18 protein-coding genes and 1 pseudogene are annotated in these 16820 nt (G+C 70.8%); 12 read left to right on the top strand and 7 right to left on the bottom strand.

The window, feature by feature from the left end:
• Positions 1-48: 48 nt before the first annotated feature.
• The gene (locus tag AMYTH_RS0118875; protein WP_017987782.1) at positions 49-708 is read left to right on the top strand and encodes a TetR/AcrR family transcriptional regulator; all 660 of its coding nucleotides are present in this window, start codon (positions 49-51) and stop codon (positions 706-708) included.
• A gap of 61 nt (positions 709-769) precedes the next feature.
• Here the strand turns inward: AMYTH_RS0118875 and AMYTH_RS0118870 are convergent, their stop codons facing one another.
• Positions 770-1753 (bottom strand): IS481 family transposase, encoded by a 984-nt coding sequence (locus AMYTH_RS0118870; protein WP_051362749.1) that lies wholly within the window; start codon positions 1751-1753, stop codon positions 770-772.
• A gap of 121 nt (positions 1754-1874) precedes the next feature.
• Complete coding sequence (locus AMYTH_RS0118865; protein WP_017987783.1) at positions 1875-3845, bottom strand: alpha-ketoacid dehydrogenase subunit alpha/beta; 1971 nt, start codon at positions 3843-3845, stop codon at positions 1875-1877.
• Between the two features lie 116 nt (positions 3846-3961).
• Here AMYTH_RS0118865 and AMYTH_RS0118860 point away from each other — a divergent pair, with 116 nt between their 5' ends.
• From AMYTH_RS0118860 to AMYTH_RS47095, 6 genes are all read left to right on the top strand, one after another.
• On the top strand, positions 3962-5014 hold the full coding sequence (locus AMYTH_RS0118860) for an alcohol dehydrogenase catalytic domain-containing protein (RefSeq protein ID WP_027931634.1): 1053 nt from the start codon (positions 3962-3964) through the stop codon (positions 5012-5014).
• Between the two features lies 1 nt (position 5015).
• Positions 5016-6185: an acyl-CoA dehydrogenase family protein gene (locus AMYTH_RS0118855; protein ID WP_027931633.1), complete on the top strand. Its 1170-nt coding sequence runs from the start codon at positions 5016-5018 to the stop codon at positions 6183-6185.
• Positions 6182-6946 (top strand): crotonase/enoyl-CoA hydratase family protein, encoded by a 765-nt coding sequence (locus AMYTH_RS0118850; RefSeq protein ID WP_027931632.1) that lies wholly within the window; start codon positions 6182-6184, stop codon positions 6944-6946. The genes AMYTH_RS0118855 and AMYTH_RS0118850 overlap by 4 nt, the downstream gene beginning before the upstream one ends.
• Before the next feature lie 193 nt (positions 6947-7139).
• Entirely contained in the window at positions 7140-8345 is a 1206-nt protein-coding gene (locus tag AMYTH_RS0118845; protein ID WP_027931631.1) for a glycosyltransferase, read from the top strand.
• Between the two features lie 53 nt (positions 8346-8398).
• Positions 8399-9250 (top strand): helix-turn-helix transcriptional regulator, encoded by an 852-nt coding sequence (locus AMYTH_RS0118840; RefSeq protein ID WP_027931630.1) that lies wholly within the window; start codon positions 8399-8401, stop codon positions 9248-9250.
• Positions 9251-9291: 41 nt separating this feature from the next.
• Positions 9292-9840: a glycine-rich domain-containing protein gene (locus AMYTH_RS47095; protein WP_027931629.1), complete on the top strand. Its 549-nt coding sequence runs from the start codon at positions 9292-9294 to the stop codon at positions 9838-9840.
• On the opposite strand, the gene AMYTH_RS0118830 is transcribed toward AMYTH_RS47095, so the two are convergent.
• The 4 genes and pseudogenes from AMYTH_RS0118830 to AMYTH_RS45275 form a co-directional block, all read right to left on the bottom strand.
• Positions 9825-11243 carry an amino acid permease gene (locus AMYTH_RS0118830; protein WP_027931628.1) on the bottom strand — a complete coding sequence of 473 codons (1419 nt, stop codon included), beginning with the start codon at positions 11241-11243 and terminating at the stop codon, positions 9825-9827. The genes AMYTH_RS47095 and AMYTH_RS0118830 overlap by 16 nt on opposite strands.
• 94 nt (positions 11244-11337) lie before the next feature.
• Positions 11338-11811 (bottom strand): carboxymuconolactone decarboxylase family protein, encoded by a 474-nt coding sequence (locus tag AMYTH_RS0118825; protein WP_027931627.1) that lies wholly within the window; start codon positions 11809-11811, stop codon positions 11338-11340.
• A 67-nt stretch (positions 11812-11878) separates the two neighbouring features.
• Positions 11879-12850 (bottom strand): alpha/beta fold hydrolase, encoded by a 972-nt coding sequence (locus AMYTH_RS0118820; protein WP_027931626.1) that lies wholly within the window; start codon positions 12848-12850, stop codon positions 11879-11881.
• A 104-nt stretch (positions 12851-12954) separates the two neighbouring features.
• Positions 12955-13919, bottom strand: a pseudogene (locus tag AMYTH_RS45275) (quinone oxidoreductase family protein).
• 44 nt (positions 13920-13963) lie between these two features.
• On the opposite strand from AMYTH_RS45275, the gene AMYTH_RS0118810 reads away from it, so the two are divergent.
• The 3 genes from AMYTH_RS0118810 to AMYTH_RS0118800 are packed head-to-tail and all read left to right on the top strand — an operon-like array spanning position 13964 to position 14925.
• Positions 13964-14164 (top strand): hypothetical protein, encoded by a 201-nt coding sequence (locus AMYTH_RS0118810; protein WP_017981180.1) that lies wholly within the window; start codon positions 13964-13966, stop codon positions 14162-14164.
• Between the two features lie 10 nt (positions 14165-14174).
• Positions 14175-14558, top strand: a complete 384-nt coding sequence (locus AMYTH_RS0118805) for a guanyl-specific ribonuclease (protein ID WP_026152964.1) — start codon at positions 14175-14177, stop codon at positions 14556-14558.
• A 10-nt stretch (positions 14559-14568) separates the two neighbouring features.
• A complete protein-coding gene (locus AMYTH_RS0118800) occupies positions 14569-14925 on the top strand; it encodes a barstar family protein (protein WP_017981182.1) in 357 nt (118 codons plus the stop codon).
• Here AMYTH_RS0118800 and AMYTH_RS0118795 read toward each other — a convergent pair.
• Positions 14922-15695, bottom strand: coding sequence for an enoyl-CoA hydratase-related protein (locus AMYTH_RS0118795; RefSeq protein ID WP_027931625.1), 774 nt, complete (start codon positions 15693-15695; stop codon positions 14922-14924). The genes AMYTH_RS0118800 and AMYTH_RS0118795 overlap by 4 nt on opposite strands.
• Positions 15696-15819: 124 nt before the next feature.
• Between AMYTH_RS0118795 and AMYTH_RS0118790 the strand changes: the two genes are divergently transcribed.
• Both AMYTH_RS0118790 and AMYTH_RS0118785 read left to right on the top strand, forming a co-directional pair.
• The gene (locus tag AMYTH_RS0118790) at positions 15820-16266 is read left to right on the top strand and encodes a hypothetical protein (RefSeq protein WP_027931624.1); all 447 of its coding nucleotides are present in this window, start codon (positions 15820-15822) and stop codon (positions 16264-16266) included.
• A complete protein-coding gene (locus AMYTH_RS0118785) occupies positions 16263-16778 on the top strand; it encodes a DUF3558 domain-containing protein (protein ID WP_027931623.1) in 516 nt (171 codons plus the stop codon). Before AMYTH_RS0118790 ends, AMYTH_RS0118785 begins: the two co-directional genes overlap by 4 nt.
• The last annotated feature ends 42 nt before the right edge of the window (positions 16779-16820 follow it).

Below are 16820 nucleotides of genomic sequence, written 5' to 3'. Positions count from 1 at the left end.
GTGGGTGAGCGAGCACGACGTGGTGCGAGCGGAATAGGCTCTGGTGTCATGCCAAGACCACCAGGGCACGGGCCGGGTTACGAGATCAAGCGGCAGGAGATCATCGACCAGGCGGCGCGGCTGTTCGCCAAGCAGGGTTACGCGGCCACCGGGATCGCCGAGATCGGGCAGGTCGCCGGCCTTGCGAAGGGTGCGCTGTACTACTACATCGGGTCCAAGGAGAACCTTCTCGTCGAGATCCAGAACCGCGTCCTGAACCCGTTGCTGGCGGCTGCCCGGCGGATCGCGGCCCTGGACGAGGATCCGGTCCTGCGCCTGCGACTGCTGTCCCAGACCCTGCTGGAGCTCATCCTGGCTCGGCTCGACCACATCTGGGTCTACGAACACGACTACCGGCACCTGCGCGGTGCGAACCGAACGCGGCTGCTCCACCAGCGGCAGGAGTTCGAGAAGATCGTGCGGGACCTGCTCGTGGAGGCGATGGAGACGGGCGCGTTCCGCAAGATGGACGCGCGCCTGGCGATGCTGCAGTTCCTCAACATGCACAACCACACCTACCAGTGGGCCAAGCCCGGCGGTAAGTGGGATGCGGAGTTCCTGTCCCGGGAGTACTGCGCCACGCTGATCTCCGGCTTCCGCAGCCCGTCCTACGACGCCGGCGACCTCGAGGAGCGGGTGCGGCGGTTCCGGGAGCACGAGCAGGGATGAGGCCGTTCCCGCTGCCGCGTCCGTGTGGGACGGACGCGTGTCCATCCCACACGGCGCTTCGCTAGTTGTTCTTTCCCGTGAGGTTGGGTAAGCGCGTGGCGGGTGGGCCGTCGATGCTGGTGTGGTGTCGGTGATGGTTGTGGTCGTGGAGGAAGCCGGGCAAGGTGGCGCGCCGTGCGGTTTGTGAGTGGTAGGGCTGGGCGTAGGCCCATTCGTCGGACAGGGTGCGGTTGAACCGCTGGACTTGGCCGTTGGTTTGCGGACGGTAGGGGCGGGTGCGTGTGTGGTGGATGCCGGCGGCGGTGAGGGTGTTGCGCCAGTTGCGTGAGCGGTAGCAGGAGCCGTTGTCGGTCAGCACTCGCTGCACGGTGATGCCGTGGGAGGCGAAGAACGCCTGTGCCCGGGGCCAGAACGCGACCGCACTGGTCTTGGTCTCGTCGGGCGGGATCGAGGCGTAAGCCAGCCGGGAGTGGTCGTCCACGGCGTTGTGCAGGTAGCTGTAGCCGATCTGGGGTTTGCCGTGCGGGTAGCGGGCGGTGGTGGTGGCCTTGCGGTGCTGGTTGCCAGTGGCGCGGTCGCAGTCCCGGTGGCCGCCGTCGGGGATGTTGCCCAGCTTCTTGATGTCGACGTGCACCAGCTCACCCGGTGTGGCGCGTTCGTAGTGGCGCACCACCCGCCCGGTGGCCCGGTCCAGGTGCCTCAGACGGGCCAGGCCATAGCGGGTCAGCACGCGATGCACGGTGGAGGCAGCCAACCCCAGCAGGGCGGCGATGCGGGCCGGTCCCCACCGGCGCAGCACCCGCACCTTGATGATCCGCCGCTCGGTCCGGGTCGGAGTGCGATGCGGGCTGCAATGCGGACGTGAGCAGCGGTCGACCATGCCGGCCTCACCCTCGTCGCGGTAACGGTCGGTCCACCGTTTCCCGGTGGCCACCGACACCTGGAACCGCTCCGCCGCCCGCCGCAGCGGCCACCCCTCCTCCACGACACACCGGGCCAGACGCAGTCTGCCGGTCGCGGTCAACGGCGCGTCACGGTGAGACACGAGGACCTCCCGAGGTGCGGTGCAGATTGTGGTGATCCACACCGAACCCGGAGGTCCTCCCTCATTTTAAGATCATCCAACTACGTGTCCCCCGCGTTCACAACCTCCCCGAGCAATACACCTAGCCGAGCACGGATTTCCGCACGGCGGCGGCGATCCGCTCCTGGTCCGGGAGCCACTCGCGCTCCAGCGAGGGTGCGTAGGGCGCGGGGGTGTGGGCGGCGCCGACCCGCAGGACGGGCGCGTCGAGCGTCCAGAACCCGTGCTCGGCCGCGACTGCGGCCAGTTCCGCTCCGACGCCGAAGGCTTCCACGGCCTGGTGCGCCACCACGAGCCTGCCGGTCTTGGCCAGTGACCGCAGCACCGTCTCGGTGTCCAGTGGAGCGATCGTGCGCAGGTCGATCACCTCGACGCTGATCCCGTCCTGGGCGAGTTGCTCGGCCACCGCGGTGCACTCGTGCACCAGTTTCGAGTACGACACCAGCGTCACGTCGGTGCCCTCGCGCCGGATGGCTGCCTTGCCCAGCGGCACCAGGTGGCCGGGTCGCGGCCGCGGGCCCTTGCGCCCGTACAACAGCCGGTTCTCCACGAACACCACCGGGTTCGGATCGCGGATGGCAGCCCGGAGCAGGCCGTAGGTGTCCGCCGGGGTCGACGGCATCACCACGGTGAGCCCGGGGATGTGCGCGAGCAGCGCCTCCAGGCTCTGGGAGTGCTGGCTGCCCGAGGACTTGCCCGCGCCGAACTGGGTGCGCACCACCAGCGGCATGCTCACCGCGCCGCCGGTCATGAACCGCAGCTTCGCGGCCTGGTTCATCAGCTGGTCCAGGCACACGCCGAGGAAATCGAAGTACATCAGCTCCACGACCGGGCGCAGGCCGGCCATGGCCGATCCGACACCCGCGCCGATGATGGCGCTCTCCGAGATCGGGGTGTCGCGCACCCGCCCCGGGTAGGCCTCTGCGAGTCCGCGGGTGAGCCCGAAGACGTTGCCGCCCGCGCCGACGTCGATCCCGGCCAGGAACACGTCCTCATCGGCGGCCAGCTCGTGCTCGAGTGCCTCCCGGACGGCGTCCATGGTGCGAAAGACCTCGCCGTCCGGTTCGGGCGGCTCCGGAACCGGCTCCCTGGGCACGCCTACGAAGTGGTGCAGGGTCTCTGGTTCCGGCTCGTCCGCGGCCTGCGCCTGCTCGACCGCGGCGTCGATGACCGCGTCGACCTCGCGGTCGATCTCGGCCACCCGGTCCGGGGCGAGCCGGGCCGCGAGCACCGTCAACGGGTCGCGCATCTTCCATTCCGTGAGCTCGGCTGGTTCCCGATAGCGTTCCGGGTCACCCTCGTAGTGCCCGTGCCAGCGGTAGGTCTCGGCCTCCACCAGCACCGGTCCCCCGCCTGCCCGCAGGTCGCGCACCAGGCCGCTCACCGTGTCGGCCACCGCGACCACGTCGTTCCCGTCGACGTGCGCGAAGTCGATCCCGTACCCGCGGGCCCGGTCGGCCAGCGTCGCGCGGTGCTGGTCCTTCGCCGCCGAGAACTCGGCGTAGTGGTTGTTCTCGCAGAAGAAGATGATCGGGAGCTGCCACACGGCGGCGAGGTTGACCGCCTCGTGGAACATGCCCTGCGCCACCGCGCCGTCCCCGAAGAACGCGACGACCACGCCGCCGCGGGAGCGCAGCTGCGCAGCGGTCGCCGCTCCGGTGGCGATGGGCAGCCCGGCCGCCACGATGCCGTTGGCGCCGAAAATGCCCTTGCGCGGATCGGCGATGTGCATCGAACCGCCGCGGCCCCGGCACGTCCCGGTGCTGCGGCCCATCAGTTCCGCGAACATGCCGGTGACATCGAGCCCCTTGGCGATGCAGTGGCCGTGGCCGCGGTGTGTGGAGGTGACCACGTCGCGGTCGTCGAGCGGCCAGCAGGCCCCCACGGCTGTGGCCTCCTGGCCGATCGACAGGTGCAGGAACCCGGGGATCTGGTTGACGCGGTAGAGCCGGGAGGCGCGGTCCTCGAACTGCCGGATCAGCCGCATCCGCCGGTACATCTCGGTCTGTGCCGCGACGTCGGCGCCGACGTCGCTCGCCTGGGTGGAAGTCATCTCGATCTCGCCCTTGTCGTGCTGGGGTTTCGGCCCGCCCCCTTGACATCTGGCGGGGAACCACGATTCTTGTACCGATTGTTCGAAAAAACAACTCTGACGCGAAGGTGGGTCGGATGCGAGCGTTGCGGTGGCACGGCCGGGGTGATCTGCGACTGGACGAGGTGCCCGAGCCGCCCGAGCCCGGCCCAGGCGAGGCGCTGGTGGCGGTCTCCTACGCGGGCATCTGCGGTACCGATCTGCACGAGCACACCCACGGTCCGAACCTGATCAGGGAAAAGCCCCACCCGCTGACCGGGTTCAGCCCGCCGGTGACCCTCGGGCACGAGTTCAGCGGCCGGGTCGTCGCACTCGGCTCCCCGGTGCCGGGTATCGAACCCGGCACCCGGGTTACCGTCGACCCCTGCCTGCGCTGCGGCAGCTGCCGCTGGTGCCGCCACGGCGAGTACCACATCTGCGCCAAGGGTGGTTCCGTCGGCCTCGCCTCGCCGGGCGCGTTCGCCCCGCTGGTCACGGTGCCCACCTACGGGCTCGTGCCGGTGCCGGACGGGGTGTCCGACGAGCTCGCCGCGCTGGCCGAGCCGCTCGCCGTGGGACTGCACGCCGTGCGCCGGGCCGGCGTGCGCCCGGGTGACAACGTTCTGCTCCTCGGTGCCGGCCCGATCGGCGTCGCGGTGCTGATGGCGCTCGAACTCGCCGGTGCGGCGGGAATCTACGTCAGCGAGCCGGTCCCCGACCGGGCCAAACGGGCGGCTGAACTCGGCGCGACCGAGGTCTACGACCCCGCCGTCACCGACGTGCGGCGCGAGGTGTTCCTGCGCACCGGGCGAATCGGACCGGACGTCGTCGTCGAGGCCACCGGACGGCCCGAGCTCGTCGAGCTCGCCGTGTCCGCGGTGCGGCGCGGAGGCCGGGTGGTGCTCGCCGGAATCAGTGGTGGCGCGGCGTCGCTGCCGCTGAAGCAGATCGTGCCGTTCGAGCGGACCGTGCTCGGCACGCTCGGCTACAACTTCGACATCCCCCGGGTGCTCGACCTGGTCGCCGCGGCCCGGTTCGACCCCACGCCGCTTCTGACCGGTGTGTACCCGCTTTCCCGGGGGCTCGACGCGTTCCACGACCTCGCCTCCGGTTCCCACCTGAAGATCCTGCTCGACCCCGAGGAGCACTGAGATGGATTTTGATCTGCCCGCGGAAACCGTTGCGCTGCAGCGGATGTGCCGCGATTTCGCTGCGAAGGAGATCGCGCCGTACGCAGCCGAGTGGTCCGAACGGTGCCACTTCCCGGCGCAGGTGTTCCGCAAGCTGGGCGAGCTGGGGCTGATGGGCATGCTCGTCGACGAGTCCTACGGCGGGGCGGACGCGGGGTTCGTGTCCTATGTGGCCGCAATGGAAGCGCTGGGCGAGGCGGACCAGTCGGTGGCGTCGGCGTGGAATGCGCATTCCACGATCGCTACCCTGCCGCTGGCGCGTTTCGGGACCGAGGAACAGAAGAAGCGCTGGCTCGTCCCGCTCGCCACGGGCGAGAAGCTCGGCGCGTTCGGGCTGACCGAGCCCACCGCGGGTTCGGACGCCGCGGGTATCCGCACCACGGCTCGGCGCACCGAGGACGGCTGGGTGCTCAACGGCACCAAGATGTTCATCAGCAATGCCGGCACCGAGATGAGCCTCGGCGTGACCGTGCTGGCCGTCACCGGCACCGACGACAACGGCAAGAAGCGGTACGGGACCTTCTTCGTACCGGACGGCACCGCCGGTTACGACAAGGGGCGGCCGCTGCGCAAGCTCGGATGGCACGCACTGGACACCCGCGAGCTCGTGTTCACCGACTGCTGGGTCCCGGAGGACCACCTGCTGGGGGAGGAGGGCAACGGGCTCCGGCAGTTCCTCGAGGTACTGGACGCGGGACGGATCAGCGTCGCCGCGTTGTCACTGTCGCTCGCGCAGGCCGCACTCGACCTCGCCGTCCGCCACGCGGGTGAGCGCGAGCAGTTCGGCCGTCCGCTCAACAGGTTCCAGGCCGTTGGGCACAAGCTCGCCGACATGGCAACGGAGGTCGAAGCCGCGCGCTGGCTGGTCTACCACGCCGCGTGGCTGGGGGACCAGGGCCGCCCGTTCGCCAAAGCCGCGGCCATGGCGAAGCTGTACGCGTCCGAAGTGGCCAATCGCGCGGCCAGCGCGAGCGTGCAGATCCACGGCGGGTACGGGTTCATCCGCGAGTCCGCGATCTCGCGCTTCTACGCCGACGCGAAGATCCTGGAGATCGGCGAGGGCACCAGCGAGGTGCAGCGCAACGTCATCGCCCGCTCCCTCGTCCCGGCCGGTAAGGAGATGCCGCGATGAGCGATGAGGTGCTGGTCGAGGAACAGGACCGGGTCCTGGTCATCACGATCAACCGCCCACGGGCCCGCAACGCCGTGAACGCGGCGGTCGCCACCGCCGTCAACGCGGCACTCGAACGACTGACCGAGCGCGACGACCTGCTCGCCGGTGTGCTGACCGGTGCCGGGGACACGTTCTGCGCGGGGATGGATCTCAAGGCCTTCCTGCGAGGGGAGACCGTCTCGCTGCCCGGGCTGGGACTGGCGGGGCTGACCGAGCGACGACTGACGAAACCGATGATCGCCGCGGTCGAAGGCTACGCGCTCGCCGGCGGGTGCGAGCTTGCGCTGGCCTGTGACCTGATCGTCGCGGCGGACAACGCCCAGTTCGGCATACCCGAGGTCAAACGCGGCCTCGTCGCCGCGGCGGGCGGGCTGCTGCGGCTGCCCACGCGCATGCCCTACCAGCTGGCCATGGAATACGCGCTCACCGGCGACCCGTTCGACGCGACCGTGGCGCACCGCCACGGCATGGTCAACCGGTTGACACAGCCGGGCCGGGCACTGACCGGGGCGATGGCGCTCGCGCGCCGCATCACCGCCAACGCACCGCTGGCAGTGCGAGTGTCCAAGGCGGTCGTCAGCCGGGCACCCGGGTGGAGCGAGGAGGTGGCCTTCGAGCGCCAGCGGGAGCTGGTACAGCCGGTCTTCGTCTCCGAGGACGCCCGGGAAGGTGCACGGGCGTTCGCGGAAAAGCGGGATCCGGTGTGGCGGGGTAAGTGAGGCTCCGAGGGCACACGCGGAGCGAACCCGGATCACGCGATCTTGATGCGCGGCAGCACCGCTTTGAGGGTCTGCCTCGGCTCCCTCCACCTTCAACATATCCCGGACCAGGGGGCTTGCGGCAAGCCCCGGTCGGTGGCCCAGAATTGCCGACCGCCGGCCGGACGCGCCGGGGAACCGGGGGGATCGCGAAATGCGTGTGCTGCTTACGTCGTGGGGATCGCGCGGGGATGTCGAACCGCTGGTGGCGCTCGCGGTGGCGCTGCGGGAGCTCGGCGCCGAGGCGCGGCTCTGCGTGCCGCCCGACGAGGAGTTCGCGGAATTGCTCGGCCGGGCCGGTGTGCCGTTGGTGCCGTTCGGCCCCGCGGTCCACTCCATCGTCGCCAGGCCGGAGCCGCCGACGGTGGAGGACGCCTTCCGGCTCGCCCGCGAGCTGGTCACCGCGCGGTTCGAAACGCTCACCGCCGCCGCCGAGGATTGTGACGCGCTCGTGGCGACCGGCCTGATGCCCGCCGGCGCCCGGGACGTGGCCGAAAAGCTCGGCATCCACTACGTGCTCGCCTGCTTCCACCTCCTCGGGCTGCCGTCGCGGCACTTCCCGCCGGGGCGGCGGCCGGGCAAACCCTCCCCGCGGGAGGAAACCGACAACCGGGCGTTGTGGGAGCAGGACGCCCAGCGGGTGAACGACCTGTACGGCGAAGTGCTCAACAGCCACCGCGCGGCGATCGGCCTGCCACCGGTCGCCAACGTCCGCGACCACGTCCTGACCGGACGGCCCTGGCTGGCCGCGGACCCGGTGCTGTGCCCGTCGGAGGGCCGGACGGAACTCGACGTCGTGCAGACCGGGGCGTGGATCCTGCCCGACGAACGCCCGCTCCCGCACGACCTGGAGGCGTTCCTGGACGACGGCGCGCCACCGGTGTACGTCGGGTTCGGCAGCATGTCCCCGCACGTCGCGCGGGAGGCCGCGCGGGTGGCTGTCGAAGCGGTCCGCGCGCAGGGCCGCCGCGTCCTGCTCGCCCGCGGCTGGGCCGGGCTGACCCCGGACGGCGGCGACTGCTTCGTCATTGGCGAGGTCAACCAGCAGGCGCTGTTCCGCCGGGTGGCCGCCGTCGTGCACCACGGCGGCGCGGGCACCACCACGACCGCCGCCCGCGCGGGTGCGCCCCAGGTCATCGTGCCCCGCATCGCAGACCAGCCGTTCTGGGCCGGGCGCGTGACCGAGCTGGGCATCGGCGCGACGCACGACGGCCCGGCGCCGACCGTCGACTCCCTGTCCGCCGCGATCGCCGCCGCCCTGGCACCCGGGACGCGCGCCAGGGCGACCGAGGTGGCCGGCCAGGTCCGCGGCGACGGCGCGGCGGTGGCAGCGAAACTGCTCCTGTCGGAAGCCGCCTGACTGGGGGTGGCAGGACCAGGCGAGCCGGCCGTGCCGCGGATTACCGTGGGAACGTGGCCGACGAACCGAACCTGCTTGGCGACTTCCTGCGCGCCCGCCGCGAACTCGTCACCCCCGAACAGGCCGGGATCCCCGTCCACGGCGTGCGGCGGGTTCCCGGCCTGCGCCGCGAAGAGGTCGCGATGCTCGCCGGCATCAGCGCCGACTACTACCTGCGCCTCGAACAGGGCCGCGACCGCAGGCCGTCGGTCCAGGTCCTCGAGTCGATCGCCCGTGCGCTCCAGCTCGACGAGGAAATGACCGCCTACCTGGTCGGGCTCGCCGCCGAGAAGCCCCGGCGCAGGCGGCGGCCGCCCAGGGAGACGGTGCCCGCCGGCACCGTCAAACTCATCGGGACGCTCCCGCTGCCCGCGTTCGTCGAGGGGCGCTACTTCGACGTCCTCGCCGCCAACCCGCTGGCCACGGCGTTGTCCCCACGCCTGGCGCCGGGCGGCAACCGGCTGCGGGACGTGTTCCTGGATGCCGGAGAGCGGGCGCTCTTCCCCGACTGGGAGACCGCCACCGAGGAGCTGATCGCGGGCTTCCGCCAGTCGGTGGGCACCGACATCGACAACCCCCGCTTCGTCGAGCTCGTCGGCGAGCTGTCCCTCGCCAGCCCCCGGTTCCGGCGGCTCTGGGCCCGCCACGACGTGCAGCCGCGGCAGGGCGCGCGGGTGCGGTTCGACCACCCCCAGGTCGGGCGGCTGGTGCTGCACCGGGAAAAGCTCGTGATCACCACCAGCAGCACCGAAGGGATGATGCTGGTCGTGTACCACGCCGACGCGGGCAGCGACGACGCCGACAAGCTCGCGCTCCTCGCCTCCGCCGCCCTGCCGGCACCCGCGCCGGATCACTCCTTCGGCTGAAAGAGGTGCGCGGCCGCGTGCGGCGGCGCACCCTTTCGTCCATGGCGTTCGGAAAAGCCGCCGCCGTGGCGGCTGTCCTGATCACGGCTGCCGCGCCGGTGGCCGGGGCCGAACCCGCCCACGGCGAGCTGGCCTTCACCGTTGACGGCACGTTCACCGCGCCCGAGGGGATCACCTCGGTGTTCGTCGCCGTGTGGGGCGCCGGTGGCGGGGGTGGCGAGGCGAACCCCGGCGGCGGTGGGGGAGCGGCGTGGTGTTCCGTCGCGGTCACCCCGGCCGCCGAGTACACCGTCACCGTCGGCGCGGGCGGGCAGGCCGGGGCGCCGGGCAGCGACTCCACCGTGGGTGTCGCGGGAAGCCCGGCGCTCGTCGTGGCGCACGGGGGCGCGGCCGGGTCAGCCGACGCGCCGGGCCGGGGCGGCGCCGCCGACTGCGGCACCTCGCCCGGCCTCGCCGCGCCCGGCAGCGACGGCACCGCCGACCGGCCCGGCGAGGCGGGCGTGATCCCGAGCGCGCCGCCGGGCGGGATCGGCGCCGGCGGCGCGGCCGGGATGCCCGGCGCGCCCGGGTACGTCTACTTCTGGTGGTGATCCGCCAGCTTCGAATGCCGCCTGCTGTAGCCGAAGTACACCACCAGCCCGATGACGAACCAGATCGCGAACCGCAGCCACGTCTCCGGCTGCAGGAACGTGATCAGCCAGATGGAGAACGCCACGCCGATCGCCGGCACCACCGGCATCCCCGGGCAGCGGAACGTGCGCGGCAGGTCCGGACGGCGGTACCGCAGCACCACGACCGCCACGCACACCACCACGAACGCCAGCAGGATCCCGATGTTCGTCAGCTCCGCGGCCTCCCCGATCGGCAGCAGCCCAGCGATCACCGCCGCCGCCACGCCGAGGATCCACGTCATCCGGCTCGGCACCTTCTTCACCGGGTGCGTGCCGGAGAACCACTTGGGCAGCAACCCGTCGCGGCTCATCGCGTACCCGACGCGCGTCGCGCCCAGCAGGAACGTGAACAGCACGGTGAGGATGCCGAGGATCGCGCCGACCGCGATCACGCCGCCGAGCCACCGCAACCCGACCGATTCGAAGGCGCTGGAGAACGCGGCTTCCGAGTCGATGTCGGTGTAGGGCACCATCCCGGTCAGCACCAGGCACGCCAGCACGTACAGCACCATCGAGATCCCGAGCGAGTACAGGATCGCCTTGGGCATGTGCTTCTGCGAGTCGCGCGACTCCTCGGCCGCGGTGGACATCGCGTCGTAGCCGAACACCGCGAAGAACACCGTCGCCGCGCCGGTGAACGCGCCGCTGACACCGAACGGGAAGAAGTCGGACCAGTTGCCGGTGTTGACGTGGAACGCGCCGACCACGATCACCAGCACCACGAGCGCGACCTTGAGGTACACCAGCAGCGTCTCGAACCGCGCCGCGGAGCGCATGCCCTGGTTCAGCACGAACGCGATCAGCAGGCACAGCAGCACCGCGAACAGGTTCACCTTGTACGAACCCGCCGCGACGCCCTCCGGTTCGGTGCCCGGCGCGCCGGACATCCACAGTGGCAGGTGGATGTCCAGGAAGCCCAGCAGGTCGTTGAAGTAGCCGGAGATGCCGATCGCGACCACCGCGACGATCGCGGTGTACTCCAGCAGCAGGTCCCAGCCGATGAACCAGCCGACCAGCTCGCCGAGGACCGCGTAACCGTAGGTGTAGGCCGATCCGGCGCGCGGGATCAGCCCGGCGAACTCGGCGTAGGAGAACGCCGCCGCCGCGCTCGCGATCCCGGCCACCAGGAACGAAATGAGCACGGCCGGTCCGGCGGTCTCGTTCGCCACCGCGCCGGCGAGCGAGAAGATGCCCGCGCCGATGATCCCGCCAACGCCGATCGCGGTCAGCTGCCACAGGCCCAGGGTCCGCTGGAGCCCGCCGCCTTCCACGGCCTCGATCTGCTCGACGGGTTTGCGCCGGAACAGCTCGTGTACGGCCACCGATCTCCCCAATCACTCGTTCGGGTATGACCGGATCACGTTACTAGGGAAGGGCTCGCCCCGGGACCCACGAAGGTCCCGGGGCGGTGGGGGATCAGCCGAACTGGCCCGGCTGGTAGTCGCCCGCGGGGTTCCGGACGATGACGTTGATGCGGTTCCACGTGTTGATGAGCGCGATCGCGGCGACCAGCGCGGCGAGCTGCTCCTCGTCGTAGTGCTTGGCCGCGTTGGCCCACACCTCGTCGCTGACCCCGCCCGCGGCGTCGGCGAGGCGGGTGCCCTCCTCCGTCAGCTCCAGTGCGGCGCGCTCGGCCTCGGTGAACACGGTGGCTTCCCGCCACGCCGCGACCAGGTTGAGCCGTGTCGGCTCCTCGCCCGCTGCCACGGCGTCCTTGAAGTGCATGTCCGTGCAGTAACCGCAGCCGTTGATCTGACTGGCGCGCAGCTTCACCAGTTCCTGTGTCCGGGCGGGCAACGTCGACTCGGCGAGCACCTTGCCCGCACCGAAGAGGTGCTTGACGAACTTGCCCGCGGTGGGGCTGGTGAAGATGTTCAGACGAGCGTCCACGGTGAACTCCTGTTCCGTTCGGGGTTTCTGCCTCCTTGACGGAACAGCGCGCCGAGATGTGACAGCCTCAGCCCGCGGCGGCCTTCTGCGTGAGCGTGGCCGAGCGGCGGCGCGGCTTCTTGTGCAGCACCCCGGCCCGGAAGTAGCTCAGCAGGTCGGCGATCGCGACCGGGTCGTCCAGCTGCGGGCAGTGGCCCCACTCCTCGCGCAGCATCAGCCGGCTGTGCGGCACCAGCGCGTGCAGGCGCCGCCCGGCGGCGGCGGTCACCAGGCGGTCCTTGCCGCACGCGACGACCAGCAGCGGGACGGTGATGCCGTCCAGCCCCTCGTACGCCTCGGCAAGCTCGGCGACCAGCTGGCGCGCCTGGTCCAGACGAGTGGTGGTCGAGCGGAAGTCCGGGAACAGCCCGGTGAACCGGGCGACGTGGGCGACGTCGGCGGCGGCGCGGTCGGCGTAGAGCAGCCGCGGCACCACGAACTCCGCGATGGTCCGCACCACGAACCCGGGCACCGGCAACGGCAGCGACGCGGCCAGCCGCAGTGGCAGCGGGTACTTCCCGACGGTCCGGACCAGCCAGGAGTCGACGAAACCGGGCGCGGCGATCGACACCACACCCGCGATCGGCAGCTCGTCGCGGCACGCGGCACGCAGGCTCATGGTGCCGCCGAGCGAGTTGCCGCCCAGCACGACCTTGCCGCGGTCCGAATAGAACCGGACCACCTCGGCCACGAACGCGTCGAGCTGCGCCAGCATCGCGCCGGGGCGCAGGGGATCGGCCTCACCGAAACCGGGCAGGTCGACCGCGACCGCGGGGATCCCGGCCGCGGCGAGTTCGGCCAGCGCCGGGCGCCAGGTGTCGGCGCTGTCGCAGTAGCCGTGCAGGAGGACGAGTCTTCCGGTGCCGCGCTTCGGTTTGGGGCCGACTTCGAGCACCCTGGTGCGCACGCCTGCGAAGCTCCGGTGGCCGGCCCGGACGACTTCCGGGCCGGCGAGCCGTGAGCCCGGCGCCGCCTCGATCTCCCGCTGCACTGCGGTCATGTACCCAGATTAGCGAGTAAATCTCGGGTTCCGCTCAGTAGACGGGGATAACAAACCGGTATCGGCGCCATGTCAACAAGGCGTCTATGCAGGTCAGAGCGTTATCAGCGGGTGAAAACGACCTTGCCCGCGGTCTCGCCCTCCTGCATCAGCCGGAACCCTTCGGCGGCCTCCGACAGCGGCAGCTCCTTGCCGATCTGCGGCTTGATGCCCGTCAGGTCGAGGTAGCGGAGCAGGTCCTCCAGCTCGTCCCGGGTGCCCATCGTGGACCCGACGACCCGCAACTGCAGGAAGAACACCCGCTGCAGGTCCGCGCTCGGATCCGGACCACTCGTCGAACCGGACACCACGACGATCCCGCCCGGCTTCAGCGACTTGAGCGAGTGGCCCCAGGTCGCCTTCCCGACGGTCTCGAACGCGCCGTCCACCCCTCCGGCAGCCGCGCGCCCGACTCGAACGTCTGGTGCGCGCCCAGCTGCTCGGCCAGCGCCCGCTTCTCCTCGGACCGGCCGGTCACCCACACCCGCAGGCCCGCGGCCCGGCCGAGCTGGATCAGCGCGGTCGAGACGCCACCCGAGGCGCCCTGCACGAGCATCGTCTGCCCGGGCCGCAGGCCCGACTTCACGAACAGCATCCGGTACGCGGTCAGCCACGCCGTGCCCATCGTGGCGGCTTCGGCGAAGGACAGCCCGGCGGGCTTCGGCACGGCGTTGCGGGCGGGCACGACCACGTAGTCGGCGAAGGTGCCCTGGTACTTCTCGGTGAGCAGGGTGCGCTTCGGGTCGAGGGTGTCGTCACCCTGCCAGCCGGGGGCGTTGATCACCGAGTGCAGGACGACCTCCGTCCCGTCCTCCAGCACGCCCGCCCCGTCGCAGCCGAGGATCATCGGGAACTGGTCCGGCTTGATCCCGACCCCGCGCAGGGTCCAGATGTCGTGCATGTTGAGGCTGGCGGCCTTCACGGCGACCTTCACCCAGCCGGACGGCACCTCCGGCTCCGGTCGCTCGCCGACGGTGAGGGCGTCGAGCGGGTTTTCGGGGTTCGGTTCACTGGCGTAGACGGCGAACATGCCTGCAACGTACCTCGCCGGGCCCCCTGGCGTACCCTGGTCAGGTGTTCGACGGCCTGGCGACCTGGTGGGACAACGCCGAGCTGTGGCTTGCGCAGCTGTGGTTCCCGTTGCAGTTCCTGCTGGTCATCGCCGTGCTGGCGCCGCTGTGCGTCGGTGCGGCGTGGCTGATCGACCGGATCGTCGACCGGGTGGCCGCGTGGTTGCGGCCGGGCCGCGACGAGGACGTTTCGAGCCGGTCCTAAGGTGTCGCTGGTGTCAAGCAGGAGGCGGATCACCGTCGCGCTCGTCGGGCTCATCGTGCTCGTGTTCGGTGGCTGGATCGTGCGCGAAACCACCACGTCGACCGAGCCGGCCAGTGGGCTCACGGCGTTGTCCAGCCTGCCCGCCGAGGCGGGCCAGACGTGGCGTCTCATCCAGGCCGGCGGGCCGTTCCCGTACCGCAGCGACGGAACGGTGTTCGAGAACCGGGAAAAGCGGCTCCCCGTCAAGGAGAGCGGTTACTACCATGAATACACGGTGCCCACGCCGGGGAGCGCGGATCGCGGGGCCCGGCGGCTGATCACCGGGGCGCAGACCGAGCTGTACTACACCGGTGATCACTACGCTTCCTTCGTCCAGGTCGACCCGTCGAAGTAGCGAGAACCCCATGTCCTCTTCCCAGACGATCGTCGAGCAGGCCCGCGCCCGCGGCGCCTACTCGCACATCATCGGCAGCAGGCCGGCGGACAAGATGTCCGCCCTCGACGCGATCGCGTCCGCGTTGTCCTTTCCGGACTGGTTCGGCCGCAACCTGGACGCGCTCTACGACTGCCTCACCGATCTGTCGTGGTTGCCCTACGGCGAGCACGTCCTGGTGTGGGCCGGATCGGACCTGCTCAAGGACGCCGACCCGAAGGCGTACCTGGCGATCCGCAGCGTGCTGTCCGACGCCGAGCGCGCCTTGGCGCCGGGCGGCGACCGCGCCGACAGCCGCCGGCTGACGGTCGCCCTCACCGACGACTAGTCCTGCGGGACCCAGTTCGGCTTGCGCTTCTCGCCGAACGCGCGGATGCCTTCCTGGCCCTCTTCGCCGGCGAAGAACTGCGCGGACAGCTTGAGCATGTCGGGGAAGCCGTCGGCGGGGGTGGCCGGGCGCGGGCTGGCGAGCAGTTCCTTGGTCGCGGCGAGCGCGGCCGGGCCGCCGAGTGTGAGCGAGCGGACGTAGGCGTCGGTCGCCTCGTCGAGCTGGTCGGCGTCGACGGCCTTGTTGATCAGGCCGATCTCGGCGGCGCGCTCGGCGTCGAACACGTCCCCGGTGAGGAACAGCTCCTGCGCGGCGCGCGGGTTGACGCGCGGCAGAACCGTGAGCGAGATGACGGCGGGCACGACGCCGATGCGGACCTCGGAGAACGCGAAGGTGACCTCCTTGGCGGCGACCACGATGTCCGCGGCCGCGACCATGCCGACCCCGCCGGCGCGGGCGACCCCGGACAACTTGGCGACGACCGGCTTCGGGCTCGTCCAGATCTGCTCGAGGATGCGGGGGAACTCGTTGACGCCCTGGTCGCCCGCCCCGGCGCCGCGCGCTTCCTTCAGGTCCATGCCGGCGCAGAACACCTTGCCGGTGTGGGTGAGAACGATCACCCGGACGGCGTCGTCGTCCTTCGCCTTGGCCAGCGAGGCGGACAATTCGCGGCGCAGCTGGGCCGACAGGGCGTTCCGGTTGTGCGGCGAGTCGAGGGTGATCGTCGCGACACCACTCGCCACTGAGTAATGCACCAGTTCATCAGTCACGGGCTCACTGTAGTTCGGGCGGTGCGGCGGGGGAGCGTGGTTGTGAGCGGCTGCGCATCGGGACGATCCGGTGACAGCGCGTCAGGGGGCACGCTACGGTGCTACGCGACGGGGAGGGACGGCAGTGGCTGAGGACGGTGCGACGACGGGGGCCGCGCAGCTGGCGGGCGTGTTCGGCGGCGAGGCGAACCTGAACGCCATGCACGCCGACGCGAAGCGCATGCTGGCGGACGCGAAGGCAGGCAAGTGGGCGGTCGACGAGGAGACGGGGTCACACCTGCGGCGGGCTGTGACGCAGATGCAGGACCGGCTGGCGAGGCTGGACGGCAGGATCTACCGGCTGCAGCGAGCGCCGAAGCTCGGCAACGACGACTACGCCACGACAGTCGCCGCGCACTTCCTCACCGCGATGGACTCGGATGACCGATCTCTCGTCCGGGTCTTTCGCGCGGCCCAGGACACCCTGGAGAGCCTCCGGCAAGCCATCGAGATCGCGATCAGCAAGTACGACGCCTCGGACGAGGCGGCGGTCCAGGCATTGACCACGTTCAAGGATCAGGAAGCCCAGTGACGAACATCGTTCGCATCGGCCAGCTCGTCTCGGGTGCGTGTCTGTTGCTGGCCGCGGGCGCTTGCAACAGCACAGTCGCGGGCACGGCTTCGCCAGCCCCGACGTCAGTCAACCCGGGCGCCGACGTGTTCGCCGGCCTCAACGCCTGCCAGGTCCTGGAACGACTCACCGCGGGCGAAGGGTTCGGGCCGGGGGAGAACATCAGCCGCCGCAACGAGTGTGACGTTCTCAAGCCCGAGTTCGGGACGTACGGTCTTGCACTGGACCCGGTACAGGGCCTGGACGAGTTCGCTTCGAGCAACAGCGGCGTGGTCACGTTGACGATCAACGGACGGGATGCCATGCAGGCGAACTTCGGGGCGGCCGGATGCGCCGTTGCCGTCGAGGTCGCGGAGCACGCTCGTGCCATGGTGACGGTGTCGATGGCGCGGACCAGCGAGGGCGCCCAGGCGTGCCCGAACGCCGTGACGTTCGCCGAGGAGCTCGAGCCGCTCCTGCCCAAGGTTCAGTGAGGTTCTGGAGGCGATGTTCCGTCGGAGTACGCGGGTCGTGAC

Source organism: Amycolatopsis thermoflava N1165, assembly GCF_000473265.1.
Lineage (GTDB): Bacteria > Actinomycetota > Actinomycetes > Mycobacteriales > Pseudonocardiaceae > Amycolatopsis_E > Amycolatopsis_E thermoflava.
Note: the sequence above shows the minus strand (reverse complement) of the source record. Positions and strands in the feature narration are given on the sequence as shown.

Bases quoted from the DNA above. Each gene is read 5' to 3' on its own strand.
- AMYTH_RS0118875 (WP_017987782.1), top strand. From the start codon at position 49: ATGCCAAGACCACCAGGGCACGGGCCGGGTTACGAGATCAAGCGGCAG.
- AMYTH_RS0118865 (WP_017987783.1), bottom strand. From the start codon at position 3,845: ATGACTTCCACCCAGGCGAGCGACGTCGGCGCCGACGTCGCGGCACAG.
- AMYTH_RS0118860 (WP_027931634.1), top strand. From the start codon at position 3,962: ATGCGAGCGTTGCGGTGGCACGGCCGGGGTGATCTGCGACTGGACGAG.
- AMYTH_RS0118855 (WP_027931633.1), top strand. From the start codon at position 5,016: ATGGATTTTGATCTGCCCGCGGAAACCGTTGCGCTGCAGCGGATGTGC.
- AMYTH_RS0118850 (WP_027931632.1), top strand. From the start codon at position 6,182: ATGAGCGATGAGGTGCTGGTCGAGGAACAGGACCGGGTCCTGGTCATC.
- AMYTH_RS0118845 (WP_027931631.1), top strand. From the start codon at position 7,140: ATGCGTGTGCTGCTTACGTCGTGGGGATCGCGCGGGGATGTCGAACCG.
- AMYTH_RS47095 (WP_027931629.1), top strand. From the start codon at position 9,292: ATGGCGTTCGGAAAAGCCGCCGCCGTGGCGGCTGTCCTGATCACGGCT.
- AMYTH_RS0118820 (WP_027931626.1), bottom strand. From the start codon at position 12,850: ATGACCGCAGTGCAGCGGGAGATCGAGGCGGCGCCGGGCTCACGGCTC.
- AMYTH_RS0118800 (WP_017981182.1), top strand. From the start codon at position 14,569: ATGTCCTCTTCCCAGACGATCGTCGAGCAGGCCCGCGCCCGCGGCGCC.